Below are 15,498 nucleotides of genomic sequence, written 5' to 3'. Positions count from 1 at the left end.
ATGCGCGCGTATCGCCGCCAAAAGAGACATATGGACTTGTCATGGCAAGGCCGCGCAGAGCACTGAGGGCAGCCGTCGCCCTGGCGCTGGCCGGGACGCTGGTCATGGCGTGCGGCGCCGATGACGGCGGCTCCGAGCCCCTGACCTGGTCGATGTGGGCCAGCGGCGGCGAGGAACAGCAGGTCTGGCACGAACTCGCGGAGCGGGTGTCCCGCGAGGACCCGCAGATCACGCTCCGGCTCGAGACCTCGTCCTTCGACGCCTACTTCGCCAAGCTCGGCAGCCGTTTCGCCAGGGGCGACGCGCCCTGCGTCGTCTCCATGCAGTCGCTCCGCACCGCGGGCCACACCCAGGGCATGCTGCCGCTCGACGACCTGATCGCCAGGACCGGGTTCGATGTGACGGACTTCGACAAATCCGTCATGGAGGGGCTGAGCGCCGACGGGAAGCAGTACGCGCTGCCGTACGACGTCGGCCCGGTGATCCTCACGTACAACAAGCACATGTTCCGCAGCGCGGGCGTGCCCGAGCCCGAGCCGGGGTGGACCCTGGCCGAGTTCGAGTCGGTCGCCCGTGAGCTGACCGGGGAGCGGACGTACGGCTTCGTGGCGGCGCCGCAGGACGTGTGGATGTGGCCCATGGTGCTGACCAAGTCCGGGGCGCGGCCCACCGACGGGGCGGGCAGACTGCGGCTCACCACCCCCGCCATGACCGAGGGCGTGCAGTGGTACGCCGACCTGGCGGCCAGGAAGAGGGTCGCCCCCCGTCTGCCCCGGGCCGATCCTGCCTTCGCCGAGACGCAGTTCCTCAGCGGCGACGTGGCCATGGCGGCCAGCGGCCCGTGGGCGCTGCTGAACCTGAAGAACCAGGCCGGCTTCCAGGTGGGCCTGACCACGATTCCCGCCGGCCCGGGCGGCAGCCGGACGTACTCCGCCGGTTCCGGGTTCGGCATCTCCAAGTCCTGCCCGGACCCGGAGCGGGCGTTCAAGGCGATCACGCTGATGACCGCCCGGAAGCAGCTGGAGTGGCTCGGCGGGGTGGGACGTGCCTATCCCTCACGGGAGTCGGCGCAGCACGCCTGGTACGAGAACGCCCGCCTCGCCGGTGCCCGCGAGGTCCTCGAAGCCGCCAACGCCACGGCGGTTCCGCTGCGTACGACGAAACACTGGGACCGGGTCAACCACCTGCTCAACCAGCACGGCCCCGCCCTCTTCAGCGGGTCGAGTTCCGCGCAGCAGGTCCTGGAGCGGGTGCAGGAACAGGCCGGGCCGGGATGACCGGAGCCGCCTGGTCCGGCCCTGGTCGTCTCCGACGTCCCCATGGCCGCGCTCGTCGCCGTCACGATCATGGCGTCGTTCGCGACCGGCCCTACGTTTCCGGAGGGAGTGCCGCTGCGCATTCCGCGAGCAGGCCGCGCAGCCACTTATGCCCCGGGTCGCTTTCCCGCGCCGCATCCCACCAGAAATGTTCGGCGAGTTGCGGCAGCGGGCGGGGCAGCGAGAAGGTCTTGAGGGGAAGCGGCGTCGTGTCGGCGAGCCGGGAAGGAACGACGGCGACGAGTTCCGTGCCAGCGATGATTCCTGGCAGTGACGTCATGCTCTCCACCACGAACATGCCGCGGTCGCCCAGCCAGAAACTGCTCCAGGCCGGGTCGCCCACCACCACTTCGAACTGCTCCCGGTAGCTGCGGACCCAGCGCAGCTCCCGCAAGGCGGATTCGTCCAGGGATCCGTCCACGGCGGCATTGTCGCGATCGGCCACGCCCACCCACCTGTCGGTGAAAATCTCCGCATTGGACGTCATGCCCAGGATCCCGGGCGGCACGATCAAACCGTCGGTCTCGCGCAGGAGTTCACCGGCGCGGTCCGCGTCGACCCTGGGTGCGTTCAGCAGTTGGAGTTTCACTGCCGGGGCCCGCTCCATCAGTGATGTGAGCAGCGGTCCGCCCAGGACGTGCAGGACGTAGTCGGATGTCATGACGGTGAACTCGCGGCGTGAGGTTTCCGGGTCGAATCCAGCCGGAACACCCAGCACTTTCCCGACCTCTTCCAGGGCGCTGACGACAGCTGGATGGATGTCCGCCGCGAACGGCGTCAACCGGTAGGAACCTCGTTGCCGCACGAGCAATTCGTCGTCGAAGAGGCGGCGCAGTCTGCCGAGCGCCGCGCTCAGCGTCGGTTGCGAGCGGCCCAGTTTGCTCGCGGCGCGCGAGACATTGCGTTCCGACAGCAGCGCCTCGAGCGCCACCAGCAGATTGAGATCGATATCGGCGAGACGACGTGACTTCCCCACCCCCTCACTATAGATGGCATCAATAGTGAGCATCACGAGATTGCTGTTGAGTTGATACCTCGCGGCGCCCAGACTGAGGCCCAAGATCAAGAAGTGAGAGACGGAAGGTAATTTCGTGCCTGCTGTGCAGCATGTACTCGTGATCGGCGCCGGTCCCGTCGGCCTCACCGTCGCCGCCCTGTTGGCGGACGGGGGTGTCGCCGTCGATGTGGTCGAGAAGCGTGAGGCCATCACCGCCGTGGGCGCCGGACTGCTGTTGCAGAACAACGCGTTGCGAGTGATCAAAAAGGCCGGCCTGTTCAGCCGGGTGACAGAGGCAGGGCATGTACTGAACACCTTCACGATCCGTCGCGCTGATGCTGAGGGATCCGTGGTGATGCGAGAACCGTTCCCGCGTGCGGCCACGGACGCCGCCGTGCCGGGAGCGGCGGCGATCTCCCGTCCGCGATTCGCGCGGTTCCTGCAGGAACGCCTCGACGAGGCGGGCGTCAAGCTGCGACTCGGCTGCACCTTCCGCTCCCTGCACCAACAGGGGGACAGCGTCCGGGTCGAGCTGACGGACGGCTCCCACGGTGACTACGACCTGGTCATCGGCGCAGACGGGGTGGGCTCGGCGGTACGCGACGCGGCCGGCATCACCGGCGAGCGCATCACCATCAACGCGATCATCTGGCGTTTCCTCGGACCTCCCGTCGACGGCGTCGACGATCTCGACCAGATTCACGGCAGCGGAGTCGGAGGACTTCTCCCCATCGGAAAGGACGTCCTGTACGGCTTTGTGGGCGACAGCGCCACCGCACTGCCCAACTGGGCAAGCCTGAGTGCGGACGCCGCGGTCGACCGGGTCTTGGGGATCATGGACGGGTTCCACGGGCCGTGGGACGAGGTGAGGCGGACTTTCGACCGCGGTTCGCTGCGGCCCATGCTGCAGGACGCCTACCTGGCGGATGCACCGTGGAACCGGGGCCGGATCGTCGTCATCGGCGACGCCGCGCACAACAGCCCGCCCACCTTCGCGCAAGGGGCGGCGCAGGGCCTCGAAGACGCCTTGGTACTCGCCGAATTACTGACGGGCAGGTCCTGCGTGGACGAGCGCCTCTGGGCGGAATTCCACGCCCGGCGCGTCGATAGGGCGCGCACCGTACTGCGGGCGTCCGTCGCACGCGCCAAAGCCCCGGCCGGCCGAGGCCCGGAGGGGTTCATGGACGACGAAGCCGTCGCGCACATCATCGCGACCGGGCCCTAGGGGGTGTCCGCAAAGTCCCGCCTGCCCCGCGACGCCTGGCACGCTCCCCCAAGCTCTTCGAGCAGGGGGGACCCCCATGACGCCGCAGGGCCCGCCCTCCGGGCGAACGACGCGACTGTGCGGACACCCCCTAGCCCCCACCGCCCATCACTCATGAGACCGGCTGCCGGCGAAAGGAACGACGACATGGACAACGCGACGGTGCAGCGACTGCTGGACGAGTCGGAGCTGCGGAAGCTGATGCAGGCGCTGCCGCGAGCACTCGACGAACGGGATTTCGACGGCTTCGGTGCGCTGTTCACCGAGGACGCCGAGGTGGAGATCGGGGGACAGGTCCGTCGTGGCCGACAGGCGATCATCGACGGACCCAAGCGCGATCTGGCGACCCGCTACGGGGCGACGTTCCACCACATGGGGCAGATCTACATCGACCTCGACGAGGACGAGGCAAGGATCGTCACCTACCAGGTCGCCTACCACCTCCCGAAGCCGTCGGAGCCGACGGCGCATGAGGACGCCGGTGGCAGGTATCACGCCGTCGCCCGTCGAACCGAGGACGGTTGGCGCATCACGCGGCTCCGCCTCGAAATCGTCTTCGCCCAGGGCGCGCCGATGAGTCTCGACGTCTGAGACCGGTCGGGAGCGAGGCCTCCGGCGGAACGGTCAGGACCGGCTGCCGCCGGCGGCCAGCACCGCCGCGAGGCCCTCCCGCAGATCCCTGACGAAATACTCGGGGACCTCCAGCGACGGGAAATGCCCCCCGGTTTCCGGTTCCCTCCACCGGACGATCTGCCGGAACCGCTCCCGGGCCCAGGGGCGCGGATACTTCTCGATGTCGCGGGGATACACGGTGACGGCCGACGGGACGTCGACGCGGAGGTCGGGGTCGAGCGAGAGATGGCTTTCGTAGTAGATGCGGGCCGACGAGGCGCCGGTCCGCGTCAGCCAGTACAGGGTGACGTTGTCGAGCACCCGGTCCCTGGAGATCGTCTCGAACGGGCTGTCCTCGGTGTCCGTCCACTCGGCGAACTTGTCGAGGATCCAGGCGAGAAGACCGACCGGTGAGTCGACGAGCGAGTAGCCGATGGTCTGCGGCCGGGTCGCCTGCTGCTTCGCGTACGCCGCGCGATGGTGCCAGAAATCGTGGGTTTCCTCGGTCCATTGGCGCTCGGCCGCCGTCAGCCCGTCCGTGCTCAGCCCGGGTGGTGCCTGCGCGAGCGTGGTGTGGATGCCGAGGACGTGCTCCGGGAAGCTGCCGCCGAGGATCGTGGTGATCACGCCTCCCCAGTCGCCGCCGTGGGCCGCGAACCTGCTGTAGCCGAGCCGTGCCATCAGTTCCACCCAGGCGGCGGCGATCTTTCGGGTCCCCCAGCCCGTGGTGGCGGGCTTGTCGCTGTAACCGAAGCCCGGCAGCGACGGGGCCACGACGTGGAACGCCGGTGCGTCCGCGTCCTTCGGATCGGCCAGTTCGTCGATGACATGGGCGAACTCGGCGACGCTGCCCGGCCAGCCGTGCGTCAGGATCAGCGGGGTGGCGTCCGCGCGGGTGGACCGGCGGTGCAGGAAGTGGATTCCCAGACCGTCGATGGTCGTGCGGAACTGGCCGATCCGGTCGAGGCGCGCTTCGAACGACCGCCATTCGTACCCGGTGCGCCAGTAGTGCGCGACGTCCATGAGGTCGGCCAGCGGAACGCCCTGTTCCCATCGGCGTGGGCCGGGCGCGGCGCGGTGGACCGTCTCCGTTTCCGGCAGCCGCGCCGCGGCCAGTCGCGCGCGCAGGTCGTCGAGGTCGGCGTCGGTCGCGTGGGCTTCGAATGCCTGCACGTCGCTGACGCACGTGTGGGTGGGCATGGGACCTCCTGGCCATCGGGTGAACCGGCTCGGGGGTTGCTGGAACCAGCTATGACGGTTCTAACAGGCCTCGCCGTCGGCGCGCAACCGGCTAAGGTGGTTCCATGCGTACTCGGTTCCCCGAATTCCGTCTCGGCAAGGTGCTGGCGACCAGCTTCACGGCGACCCTGACGGAGCGTTGCGGCGACGCCGTGGAACGCATTCCCACGCCGAACCGACTCGTCGACTGGCTCGCGGTGAGCGGCCTCGCCGTGGAGTCCTGCACCACCGCCCAGCTCGAACGCGCCCGGGAGCTGAGGGAAGCCATTCACGCCGCCGCGACAGCGGCCGCCCGCCGAGACCCGCTCCCTGCGTCCGCTGTCCAGGTCATCAACGACTGCAGCACCCAGGGCCGGGCCGCGGCCGTCCTGACGCCCGAGGGCCACCGGCAATGGCGACTTGGCTCGGCTTCCGCCGTGGAGGACGCCTTGGGCGTCATCGCCGCCGACGCGATCAGCATCATCGCGGGCGAACGCGACGGGAGGCTGGCGTTGTGCGCCTCGCCGACCTGCCGAGCGGCCTTCTTCGACACCAGCCGGAGTCGCACCCGCAAGTGGTGCGAGATGAACACGTGCGGGAACCGCGAGAAGAAGGCCCGCTTCCATGCGCACAAGCGCGAAAACCCCGGGTGACGAGAACCGACGGCGTCAGCCCTCGTTCTCCGGGTCCGTTCCGCGGGCGGCCTGCTGGTGGCCGGCCAGGGTCCGCGACGACCGCGCCTGCGCGTGTGCTGCCTCCGGCGACAGCGCCTCCCCCTTCGTGAAGGCGTCCGCGAACACCGCCGCCCCGAGCGCGGCGGTCGCCGCCGCGGTGGTGCGGTCGACGTCCAGTCGCTCCGCGGCCGGGAGCGGCGCCCCCGTGGCGGCACGGGCGGCGGACGCGGCGCCGAGAAGCAGCGCCGCCGTCCCGGGGCCGTCCGCGAGGGCGTGAGCGGCGGCGAGGCCCTCCAGGGCGAGGGCGACCGCCCGGGGGTCGCCGGTGGTGAGGGCCGTTTCGTAGCCCTCCTCATGGCGGGCCAGCGCACTGTGCGCGTCGCCGCGCAGCTCCGCGATGAAGCCCAGCTCGGCCAGGATCAGCGCGTTCGCCCCGTCGAGACCGACCTGGCGGTGCCAGTGCAGGACCGTGCGCATCCGGACCTCCGCCTCGTCGAGGAGCCCCTCGCGGCGCGCGCCGAGACCGAGCCCCAGCTCCGCGTTGATCTCGCCCGCGCGGAAGCCCAGTTCGGCGGCGAGGCGCCGGGACCGCTCGTGGTACTCCCGTGCCCTGCCGAGGTCGCCGGTGAGCAGCGCCGTCCGTCCGAGCCCGGACAGCAGGTCCGCGGCCTGGGTGGAGAGGCCGAACGTCTCGGCGGTGTCCAGCCCGGCCTGTCGCAGCCGGGCCGCCCGCTCGTAGTCGCCGTGGATCTCGGCGACCGACGCCAGCGGGTACACCGACCACAACTGCCCGCAGGCGTCCCCGACGTCCCCGAAAAGCTCCGTGCTGCGCCCCGCGTCCTCCCGCGCACCGGCCAGATCGCCCCGCAACAGCCGCTGCACGGACCGGTCCGCCAGCGCGGCCGCCTCGCCCCAGCGCTCACCGAGCGCCCGGAAGCCCTCCAGTGACGCCTCGGTGAGCGCCTCGCCCTGCGGGACATCCCCCGTTCCGCAGAGCGCGTGCGCCAGGAACCACCGCGCCCACGCCGTCCCCGCCGGGTCACCGACCTGTTGGCATGCCTGGAGAGCCGCCTCGATCCGGGCGGCACGGTCGGTCCCGTCGCCGGTCAGGATGGCGATGCCGGTCTGCCACGCGCCGGCCTTCGCCCGCAGTGCCGCGTCACCGCCGGGCAGCGCGAGCGCCGCGGTGAGCGAGCGCCGGGCCTCGCCGAGCCGGCCGCGCAGGATCCAGTACCAGGAGAGCGCGTGGACGAGCCGGAGCGCGTGTTCCGTCTCGCCCCGCTCGACCGCACCGTCCAGGGCCGCGCGCAGATTCGCGCTCTCGGTGTCCAGCCGCGCCAGCCACGCCCCCTGTTCGTGTCCCCGCAGTTCGGGCTCCGCGGTCTCGGCGAGCCGTGTGCAGTACGCGAGATGCCGTCTTCGTACCGGCTCCGTCTCGTCCGTTTCCCGCATCCGCTCGACGCAGTACGCCCAGACGGACTCCAGCAGCCGGTACCGGGGGCCCTCGGCCGCGTCGGCGGCGACCACGAGCGACCGGTCCACCAGCCGCGCCAGCAGGTTCAGTACGTCCCCGGCGTCGACCCCGTCGCCCGCGCACACCTCCTCGGCCGCCTCCAGCGTGCACCCCTCGGCGGCCACGGCGAGCCGCCGCAGCACGGCCCGTTCGGGCTCGCTCAGCAGCTCCCAGCTCCAGTCGATCATCGCGCGCAGCGTCTGCTGGCGGGCGGGCGCACCTCGCTGCCCGGCGCTGAGCAGCCGGAACCGGTCGTCCAGCCGCTCCAGCAAGCGGTGCACGCCGAGCGCCCGCACCCGGGTCGCGGCCAGCTCCAGGGCCAGCGGAATCCCGTCCAGCCGACGGCAGATGGCGGCGACCGCGTCCGCGCTCGCCGGACCGAGCACAAAGCCGGGAGAGGCGGCCGCGGCCCGTGCCGAGAACAGCTCGACCGCGTCCTGCGGCGCGAGCGGCGGGACGGCCCACAGGGTCTCCCCGGCCAGCGCCAAGGGCTCCTGGCTGGTCGTCAGCAGCACCAGCCCGGGAGCCGACCGCAGCAGCAGCTCCGCCAGTGCCGCGACCTCGTCGATCACCTGCTCGCAGTTGTCGAGGACGAGCAGCATCCGCTTGTCCCGCAAGACCTCGGCGAGCCGGTCCGCCGCGTCGAGCGGCCCCTCCCCCTCGGGTCGTACGCCCCAGACCCCGTCGTCCCGCAACTGCAGGGCGGCCGCGACGACGTCGGCCAGGTCACCACCGGATCCGGCGAGTTCGACCAGCCATTCCCCGTCCGGGAAGCTGCCCTTCAGCCGCTCGGCCACGGCGACGGCGAGCCGGGTCTTGCCGACGCCGCCGGGGCCGGTGAGGGTGACCAGCCGCCGGGTCCCGAGGAGTTCGCGTACGTCGGCGACCTCGCCTTCCCGGCCGATGAGACCGCTGAACGGGGCGAGGATGTTCGTCCTGGCACGGACGGGAGCAGGGGGCCGGCGGGGAGGGCCCAGCTCCGGGTCCTGCCGGAGCATCGCCCGCTGCAGCCCGGCCAGTTCGGGGCTCGGGTCGAGACCCAGCTCCTCCGCCAGCCGGGTCCGCAGCTCCTCGTATCCGGCGAGCGCCTCGCTCTGCCGCCCGGACCGGTACAGCGCCCGCAACTGCACCGACCGCAGCCGCTCCCGCAGGGGGTACCGCCCGACCAGCTCCGCCAGTTCACCGGCCAGTTCGGTGTGCTCACCACTGTCGAGCCGGGCCTCGGCGTGGTCTTCCAGGGCGGCGAGCCGGTCCTCCTCCAGCCGGTTCACAGCGGCCCGGGTGAACGTCTCCTCGGAGAAGTCCGCGAACGCCGGCCCCCGCCACACGGCGAGCGCGTCGGTGAGGAGCCCCGCCCGTAAGCGCGTGTCCTGCTCGGTCCTGGCCCGGGCCACCAGCGCGGCGAACCGGTCCGCGTCGAGGGCTCCTTCCGCCACGGTCAGCTGATAGCCGGGTGCCCGGGACACCACCAGTCCGCGTCCGCCCGGCTCGGCCTCCTCCAGGACGCGGCGCAGTTGGGAGACCTTGGCCTGAAGTGCCCTGGCCGGGTTGCCGGGCGGCTCGTCGCCCCACAGGTCGTCGATCAGCCGGTGCACGGCCACGGGCCGCCCCGGGTCTACCAGCAGGGACGCGAGCAGGGCCCGCACCTTGAGTTCCGGAACACGGACGGGCTGCCCGGCATCGGTCCAGACGGCCGTCTCCCCCAGCACCCCGAATCGCATGGCGTCACGGTAACCCGTGCCGCGCGGACGAGCGTTCGACAAAAGGTCCCCCGACCGCCCGCCGCATCCGTCCGACACCGCCCCGAGGGGGGGCGCCGGAACCCCGGCCCGAACGCGGCCGTAACACCGCCCGAGCCCGATCCGAAGCACCGCGTCCGACGGTGTTCCCCGACAGCAGCGAGTCACCGAGTCCGTACAAGGGGACCCACCATGAGCAAGCTCACCGGCACCACCGCTCTCGTCACCGGCGCCAGCCGCGGCATCGGCCGTGCCATCGCCCTGCGCCTGGCCTCCGAGGGAGCGCGGGTCGGCGTCCACTACGCGACCAACGAGGCGGCCGCCAAGGAGACCGTGGCCACCATCGAGGCCGCCGGCGGCACCGCGTTCACCGTCCGTGCCGAACTGGGCGTCCCCGGCGACGCGGACGCCCTGTGGCGGGCGTTCGACGCGCACGCGGACGGCCTCGACATCCTGGTCAACAACGCGGGCATCGCCGGTCCCGGCCTGATCCACGAGGTCTCCGAGGCCGACTACGACAAGGTCTTCGCGGTCAACGCCAAGGCCCCCTTCTTCATCATCCAGAAGGGCCTGGAACGCCTGCGCGACGGCGGCCGGATCATCAACGTGTCCTCCGGCGTCACCAAGGTCGCCTTCCCCGGCATGACCTCCTACGCCGCCTCCAAGGGCGCCGTCGAGGTGCTGACCCTCACCCTGGCGCAGACCCTCGGCTCCCGGGGCATCACCGTCAACGCCGTCTCCCCGGGCACCATCGAGACCGACATCCACCCCTGGATGGCCGACCCCGCGGCCAAGGCACACGCCGCCGGCTTCTCCGTCTTCGACCGGGTCGGCCAGCCCGACGACGTCGCCGACGTCGTCTCCTTCCTCGCCTCCGCCGACGCCCGCTGGGTGACCGGCCAGAACATCGACGTGAGCGGAGGCTCCGGCCTCGGCATCTGACCAGCCGCCTCACCCACGGGAGAAGACCGGAGACACCCATGACCATCGACATCGCAACCCCGGCCCCCGAGAGGGCAGGCGCCCGGCAGTGGCTCGGGCTCGCCACCCTGCTGCTCCCCGTGACCCTGATGACCGCCGACCTGGGCGTGCTGTGGCTGGCCACGCCCTATCTCGCCGCCGATCTGCGGCCCAGCAGCGCCCAACTCCTCTGGACCACCGACATCTACGGGTTCCTGACCGCCGGCACCCTGGTGATCATGGGCACGCTCGGCGACCGCATCGGCCGCCGCAAGCTGCTGATGGCCGGCTCGGCCGGATTCATCGTGGCTTCGCTGATCGCCGCGTACGCCCCGAGCCCGGAGGTGCTGATCACGGCCCGAGCGCTTCTCGGCATCGCCGGCGCGGCCGTGCTTCCGTCCACGCTCTCCCTGATCAGCCACATGTTCACCGACCCGCGCCAGCGCGCGACGGCCATCGCGATGTGGGTGACCGCGCTCTCCGTCGGCCTGGCCCTCGGACCGGTCATCGGGGGGGTGATGCTGGCGAGCTGGTGGTGGGGATCGGTCTTCCTCATGGGCGTACCCGTCATGCTGCTCGCACTGGTCACGGCCCGGGCGCTGCTGCCCGAGTACCGTGACCCGGCCCCGGGGCGGCTGGACCTGGCGAGCGTCGCCCTGTTCCTGCTGGCCGTGCTGCCCGTGGTGTACGCCATCAAGAGCCTGGCCTCGGGTTCCCCCGCCTGGCAGCCCGCCGTCGCCTTCGCGGCCGGGGCGGTCTGCACCGCCGCGTTCGTACGCCGGCAGAACCGGCTGGTCACGCCGCTGCTGGACCTGCGGCTCTTTCACGACCGGGCCTTCACGGGGGCGCTGCTCACCCTGCTGATCGGGATGACGGCCCTCAACGGCGTCGAGTATCTCGTCCCGCAGTATCTGCAGGCCGTGGCGGGACAGTCGCCGTTGGAGGCCGGGCTGTGGCTGTTGCCCGGAGCCGCGGGGCTGATCGCCGGCTCCCAGCTCACCCCGGTCCTCGCCCGCCGGTTCCGTCCGGCGTACGTCCTGGCAGGCGGCCTGCTGCTCTCCCTCACCGGTTACGCGGCGATCGCCCTGTCCGAGGGCGTCCTGACCGCCTCGCTGGGGCTGACCGTGATCATGTTCGGGGTCGCCCCGATCAGCGTCCTCGGCACGGCCCTGGCGGTCGGCGCCGCGCCCGCGGAGAAGGCGGGTGCCGCCGCGGCGACCGGTCAGACGGCATACGACCTGGGCCTCGCCCTGGGTATCGCGATCACCGGCACCCTCGCGGTCGCGGCCTACCGCGGAGAGATCCCCGACGACGCACCCGCCGAGGCCAAGGACACCGTGGGCGCCGCGATCGCCGCTGCCGAACGCCTCCCGGACGGCGCCTCGCTGCTGGCCACAGCGAAGGACGCCTTCACCACAGGGCTGCAGACGGCGGCCACCGTGAGTGCGGCTCTCACCCTCGTGACGGCCGTCCTGGTGACGACGCTGCTGCGGCACGTCCCGGCGATCGCGGCCGCCCCCGCCGACACGGCAACGGAAGCGGACACGGAGGCCGGGGAACCGGTTACGGCAGCCCACTGACGATCGTGACCGCGCCGAGCAGGCCGCCCGCGATGCCGTGAGCGGCCTGCTGCCCGAGTGCTTCTACTGATGAGCCGTCAGTTCCCTTCACCGGTACGGCGCCTGCGCGCGTAGGAGACCGCGGCCACGCCGGCCGCCGCGACCGCGAGACCGACACCCGCGAGAACGGGAGTGCTGCTCGACGCGCCGGTCTCGGCGAGATCCCCGTTCGTGGTCGGGTGGTTCGCCCCCGTGCCCGTACCGGGCTGGGGTGTGGCTGATCCGCTGGGGGCCGGGGACGCGCCCGCACCGGGCGCGGCGGTCTTGGCGAGCACCGCCGCGAACGCGCCCGCGATCACTTTGTGGCCGTCGGCGTTGGGGTGGGGGTCCTTCTGCGTGCACGCCCAGGTCAGCTGACAGATCTTGGCCACGTTCGCCGGCACCTCGCCCGCGCCGGGCATGTTCACCTGGGTGGTGAAGTCGTCCGAGGAGAAGGCCCCGGCCACGTCCGCCACCTTGAAACCGGTGGACTCGTACACCTGGGTGATCCCCGAGTTGCCGGCCTTGATCAGCGGTGCCGACTCCTTGGCGGCCTGCTGTCCCGCGGCGCCCAGGAGCCAGGACGCGAGGAACGGGTTGTAGTAGGTCGAGCCCACGAACCGGGTGTTCGTCGTGCCCGCCTTGCGGAGCGCACCCGTGATCCGGGCGAGGTTCTTCCCCATGGTCCGGCTCGCGCTGTTCAGGCACGTCCCGTCGAGGGTGCCGGCCGGGCTGACGCACCTCTGGATGTCGTTCGCGCCCACGCTGAGGGTCACGTAGGCGACCTTGCCGCGGTGCTGGGCCATGGCCTGCAAGGCGGCGTCCAGTTGGGATGTGGCGTGCGAGTAGTCGCACGTTCCGCCCTTGATCAGCGACTCGGTGGTCTCACCGGTGCAGCCGAGGCGTATGTGCTTCAGTCCGGGGACGCGCTGCTTGAGCCGCGCGTAGAGCTGGTCGGTGTAGGCGACGTGCGTGTCCTTGTCGACGTCCGGCTGGTAGCCGGTGGCCAGGGAGTCGCCGATCGAGATGTAGTACGTGGTGTCGTCCTTGGCGCCGCTGCTCGGTGATGCGGCGGCGGCCACGCCTGGCGCGCCGAGGAGGAACGCCAGTGAGGTAGCGGCGAGTTGGGCTGCTCTGCGTCCGGCCCGTGCGGTTCTGGTCATCTGCGCTGTGTGCTTCCTGTCGGTTCCGTGGGGGGGGGAGGGGGAGGAGGGTGCTCAGCGGACTCGGTGGCCCGCCCGGTACACCGCGCTGATGTCGGTGACCGCGGAGACGGTGTCGATCGGGGAGCTGCCGAGTACTGCCGACGTCGGTCCCGGGAACGACCCGGACACCCGAGGCGAGGATCTTGGCGACGGAGTGCCGCGCCGCACGACCTCGTCCAGCACGTCCTGGCGCAGGTCGACGCCTTCGGGGGTGAGGAAGGAGAAGTGCTCGATCGTGTCGAAGCCGGCGTCGACCGCGTCTGCGATCGACTCGGCGGAGTGGGCGTGGGCGGCCGTACGGAGACCGAGCCGGTGCGCCTCGTCGACCACGAGCCGCAGTTCGGACTGCTCGTACTGCTGGTCCAGGGCACTGGAGCCGGGCGTCATTTCGCCGCCGCCGGCCATCACCTTGACCACGTCGCAGCCGCGCGCGGCCCGCTCCCACACCGCGGCCGGCAGCGCGTCCAGCCCCTCGGCCTCGCCGCCGAGGAAGTGGCAGTGGCCGCCGCGGGTGGTGATCGGCGGGCCCGCGGCGACGATGTCGGGCCGCTCCGCCGGCGGCACCCGCTCCCGCAGCTCGAGCGTGAGGTATCCGCGGTCGCCGAGGTCCCGGACGGTCGTGACGCCCGTCGACAGCGTGGTCGCCGCCGAGGCACGCGCGGTCTCCAGCACCGTCTCGCGGTGGTCCTCCGTCACATGCGCCACGGCGTCCCCGCTGCCGTCCCAGCACAGATGCACGTGCGCGTCGATCAGCCCGGGCAGCAGCCAGCTGTCCGGCCCGAAGTCCGTGACATCGGCATGCTCGGGGGGAGCGGCTCCGGTGTAGTCCACGTCATGGACGACCCCGTCCTCGACCAGCACCATGGCCGGCCCGTGGACGTCCGAGCCGTCGAAGACGTGTCCTGCCCGTAGCGCCTGCAACGCGCTGCGCATCACTGTTCAACTCCAGGCAACAGAAAAGTGGGGGTGGCAGGGCCGGCCGCTCCTGAACGGGACCAACTCTCGCCAAGACCAGGGCCTTTGGGAACGCGAAATCGCCGATGACGGACATAGACGGGATCGATACCGTCGCGGAGGTCGGTTTCCCGGGAGTGATCAGCTGTGCGGTGGGCCGGCGGGTGCGGTCCGCGCCGTGCTCGCGGTGACCAGGCGACCGGCCTCGGCCGCGGTCCTGCGCAGCCAGGTGTGCGCGGGGTCGTGCTCATGCAGAGGGTGCCACCACAGCGACTCCACCAACCGGCCGCTGCACAGCGGGAGTTCCACTGCGACTATGCCGCTGTCGGGGGGAAACAGGCGGATGGCGTTTCCGGGGACCATGCCGACCCGGTCGGTGCCGGCGATCAGGTGGGGCATGGTGAGGAAGTTCTCGATGGCGATCTCGACGCGCGGTTCGATGCCGTGGGTGTGCAGTTCGTGCAGGGGCGAGAAGCCGAACGACGGGAAGTAGTAGGGCATGACCCAGGGGCGGGCGGCCAGTTCCTCCGGTGTGGGTGGCGTGGGGGTGACGGTGTCGGACGCCACGACGCACGCCCAGCGGTCCTCGTACAGATCGATGGCGGGGGCGTTCGCGAGCATGCCCTGCGGGAGCACCATGCCGTCGACGATGCGCAGATGCTCCTGGGCACCGCGGACGAAGTGCGGGCTGGTGTGCTGGAACCGCAGCTTCACCCCGGGAGCCGCCTGATCGACCAGGGTGGTCAGGACGCGCCCGAAGGTGGCCAGCTGGACGTCGCTCACCATCAGGGTGAACTCGCGTTCGGCGACGGCGGGTTCGAAGTCGGAGCGGGTGCGGAAGACCCGGTTCGCCGAGTCGACGGTGCGTTTGACCTGTGGGGCCAGGCGCTCGGCCAGCAGGGTGAGTTCGTAGGAGTTGCCCACCCGGATGAGCAGCTCGTCGCCGAAGTGGCGGCGCAGCCGGGCCAGCGCGGCGCTGACGGTCGGCTGGCTCAGACCGAGCCGCTGAGCGGCCCGCGTCACACTGCACTCCTGCAACAGGGCGTCCAAGGGCACCAGCAGGTTCAGATCCAGAGCCATGCCGCCAGGCCTCCGCGAAGGTACCAGCCTTTTTCCGGCCAGCATAAGTGATCTGATACGTCCGAAAACATACTCAGGAGCAGGTAGCAGGCTGAAGCGCCGGGCTCGGCTCGCCCTGTTCGGGATCACCGTGCACTCGGTCGTCGCGCTGGTACTGGCGTGGGGGGCCCGGGCGACCCGCCGCCAGAGGGGCGGCGACGGCGTCCGCGGAGTAGCCGAACGGCTACCCCCCTCGGCCACTGGCAGTGCACCGGATCCGCGTTAAATTGTTTCCCGCAATTCGAGCCGAGGTGGCGGAAAGGAATACGCGCCTGCGTTTGCGGGTGGACCTTCAGGTCTTTGGGGGTTCGAGTCCCTCACTCGGCACT

At 71.2% G+C, this 15,498-nt stretch carries 12 protein-coding genes and 1 tRNA gene; 7 read left to right on the top strand and 6 right to left on the bottom strand.

Annotated features, from left to right (window positions below; genetic code table 11):
- Nucleotides 1-41 precede the first annotated feature (41 nt).
- The gene (locus ABZ386_RS17445) at nt 42-1,277 is read left to right on the top strand and encodes a sugar ABC transporter substrate-binding protein (protein WP_358965019.1); all 1,236 of its coding nucleotides are present in this window, start codon (nt 42-44) and stop codon (nt 1,275-1,277) included.
- A 91-nt stretch (nt 1,278-1,368) separates the two neighbouring features.
- Here the strand turns inward: ABZ386_RS17445 and ABZ386_RS17440 are convergent, their stop codons facing one another.
- Nucleotides 1,369-2,376 carry a LysR family transcriptional regulator gene (locus ABZ386_RS17440; protein ID WP_356619546.1) on the bottom strand — a complete coding sequence of 336 codons (1,008 nt, stop codon included), beginning with the start codon at nt 2,374-2,376 and terminating at the stop codon, nt 1,369-1,371.
- Nucleotides 2,377-2,416: 40 nt separating this feature from the next.
- On the opposite strand from ABZ386_RS17440, the gene ABZ386_RS17435 reads away from it, so the two are divergent.
- Nucleotides 2,417-3,538 (top strand): FAD-dependent monooxygenase, encoded by a 1,122-nt coding sequence (locus tag ABZ386_RS17435; protein ID WP_358965018.1) that lies wholly within the window; start codon nt 2,417-2,419, stop codon nt 3,536-3,538.
- A 186-nt stretch (nt 3,539-3,724) separates the two neighbouring features.
- Nucleotides 3,725-4,168, top strand: a complete 444-nt coding sequence (locus tag ABZ386_RS17430) for a nuclear transport factor 2 family protein (RefSeq protein ID WP_351339157.1) — start codon at nt 3,725-3,727, stop codon at nt 4,166-4,168.
- 33 nt (nt 4,169-4,201) lie between these two features.
- On the opposite strand, the gene ABZ386_RS17425 is transcribed toward ABZ386_RS17430, so the two are convergent.
- Nucleotides 4,202-5,389 (bottom strand): epoxide hydrolase family protein, encoded by a 1,188-nt coding sequence (locus tag ABZ386_RS17425; protein WP_358965017.1) that lies wholly within the window; start codon nt 5,387-5,389, stop codon nt 4,202-4,204.
- A gap of 104 nt (nt 5,390-5,493) precedes the next feature.
- Here ABZ386_RS17425 and ABZ386_RS17420 point away from each other — a divergent pair, with 104 nt between their 5' ends.
- A complete protein-coding gene (locus ABZ386_RS17420; RefSeq protein WP_351339161.1) occupies nt 5,494-6,060 on the top strand; it encodes a CGNR zinc finger domain-containing protein in 567 nt (188 codons plus the stop codon).
- A gap of 15 nt (nt 6,061-6,075) precedes the next feature.
- Here the strand turns inward: ABZ386_RS17420 and ABZ386_RS17415 are convergent, their stop codons facing one another.
- A complete protein-coding gene (locus tag ABZ386_RS17415) occupies nt 6,076-9,315 on the bottom strand; it encodes a BTAD domain-containing putative transcriptional regulator (RefSeq protein WP_358965016.1) in 3,240 nt (1,079 codons plus the stop codon).
- A 210-nt stretch (nt 9,316-9,525) separates the two neighbouring features.
- Between ABZ386_RS17415 and ABZ386_RS17410 the strand changes: the two genes are divergently transcribed.
- Together ABZ386_RS17410 and ABZ386_RS17405 are read left to right on the top strand one after the other, a co-directional pair.
- Nucleotides 9,526-10,275, top strand: coding sequence for an SDR family oxidoreductase (locus tag ABZ386_RS17410; protein WP_351339166.1), 750 nt, complete (start codon nt 9,526-9,528; stop codon nt 10,273-10,275).
- 38 nt (nt 10,276-10,313) lie between these two features.
- Complete coding sequence (locus tag ABZ386_RS17405; protein ID WP_351339168.1) at nt 10,314-11,873, top strand: MFS transporter; 1,560 nt, start codon at nt 10,314-10,316, stop codon at nt 11,871-11,873.
- A gap of 77 nt (nt 11,874-11,950) precedes the next feature.
- Here the strand turns inward: ABZ386_RS17405 and ABZ386_RS17400 are convergent, their stop codons facing one another.
- The 3 genes from ABZ386_RS17400 to ABZ386_RS17390 all read right to left on the bottom strand — a co-directional run bounded on the left by ABZ386_RS17400 (nt 11,951) and on the right by ABZ386_RS17390 (nt 15,130).
- On the bottom strand, nt 11,951-13,000 hold the full coding sequence (locus tag ABZ386_RS17400; RefSeq protein WP_358965026.1) for an SGNH/GDSL hydrolase family protein: 1,050 nt from the start codon (nt 12,998-13,000) through the stop codon (nt 11,951-11,953).
- 108 nt (nt 13,001-13,108) lie between these two features.
- Nucleotides 13,109-14,029: an amidohydrolase family protein gene (locus tag ABZ386_RS17395; protein ID WP_358965015.1), complete on the bottom strand. Its 921-nt coding sequence runs from the start codon at nt 14,027-14,029 to the stop codon at nt 13,109-13,111.
- Nucleotides 14,030-14,191: 162 nt separating this feature from the next.
- Entirely contained in the window at nt 14,192-15,130 is a 939-nt protein-coding gene (locus ABZ386_RS17390; protein ID WP_355723513.1) for a LysR family transcriptional regulator, read from the bottom strand.
- A gap of 284 nt (nt 15,131-15,414) precedes the next feature.
- On the opposite strand from ABZ386_RS17390, the gene ABZ386_RS17385 reads away from it, so the two are divergent.
- Nucleotides 15,415-15,496: transfer RNA gene (locus ABZ386_RS17385), tRNA-OTHER, on the top strand.
- Nucleotides 15,497-15,498 lie beyond the last annotated feature (2 nt).

It is taken from the genome of Streptomyces sp. NPDC006140 (genome assembly GCF_040628815.1).
GTDB lineage: Bacteria > Actinomycetota > Actinomycetes > Streptomycetales > Streptomycetaceae > Streptomyces.
This window is presented reverse-complemented; position numbering and strand designations above follow the sequence as displayed.

Bases quoted from the DNA above. Each gene is read 5' to 3' on its own strand.
- ABZ386_RS17425 (WP_358965017.1), bottom strand. From the start codon at position 5,389: ATGCCCACCCACACGTGCGTCAGCGACGTGCAGGCATTCGAAGCCCAC.
- ABZ386_RS17405 (WP_351339168.1), top strand. From the start codon at position 10,314: ATGACCATCGACATCGCAACCCCGGCCCCCGAGAGGGCAGGCGCCCGG.
- ABZ386_RS17410 (WP_351339166.1), top strand. From the start codon at position 9,526: ATGAGCAAGCTCACCGGCACCACCGCTCTCGTCACCGGCGCCAGCCGC.
- ABZ386_RS17430 (WP_351339157.1), top strand. From the start codon at position 3,725: ATGGACAACGCGACGGTGCAGCGACTGCTGGACGAGTCGGAGCTGCGG.
- ABZ386_RS17415 (WP_358965016.1), bottom strand. From the start codon at position 9,315: ATGCGATTCGGGGTGCTGGGGGAGACGGCCGTCTGGACCGATGCCGGG.
- ABZ386_RS17445 (WP_358965019.1), top strand. From the start codon at position 42: ATGGCAAGGCCGCGCAGAGCACTGAGGGCAGCCGTCGCCCTGGCGCTG.
- ABZ386_RS17420 (WP_351339161.1), top strand. From the start codon at position 5,494: ATGCGTACTCGGTTCCCCGAATTCCGTCTCGGCAAGGTGCTGGCGACC.
- ABZ386_RS17390 (WP_355723513.1), bottom strand. From the start codon at position 15,130: ATGGCTCTGGATCTGAACCTGCTGGTGCCCTTGGACGCCCTGTTGCAG.
- ABZ386_RS17395 (WP_358965015.1), bottom strand. From the start codon at position 14,029: ATGCGCAGCGCGTTGCAGGCGCTACGGGCAGGACACGTCTTCGACGGC.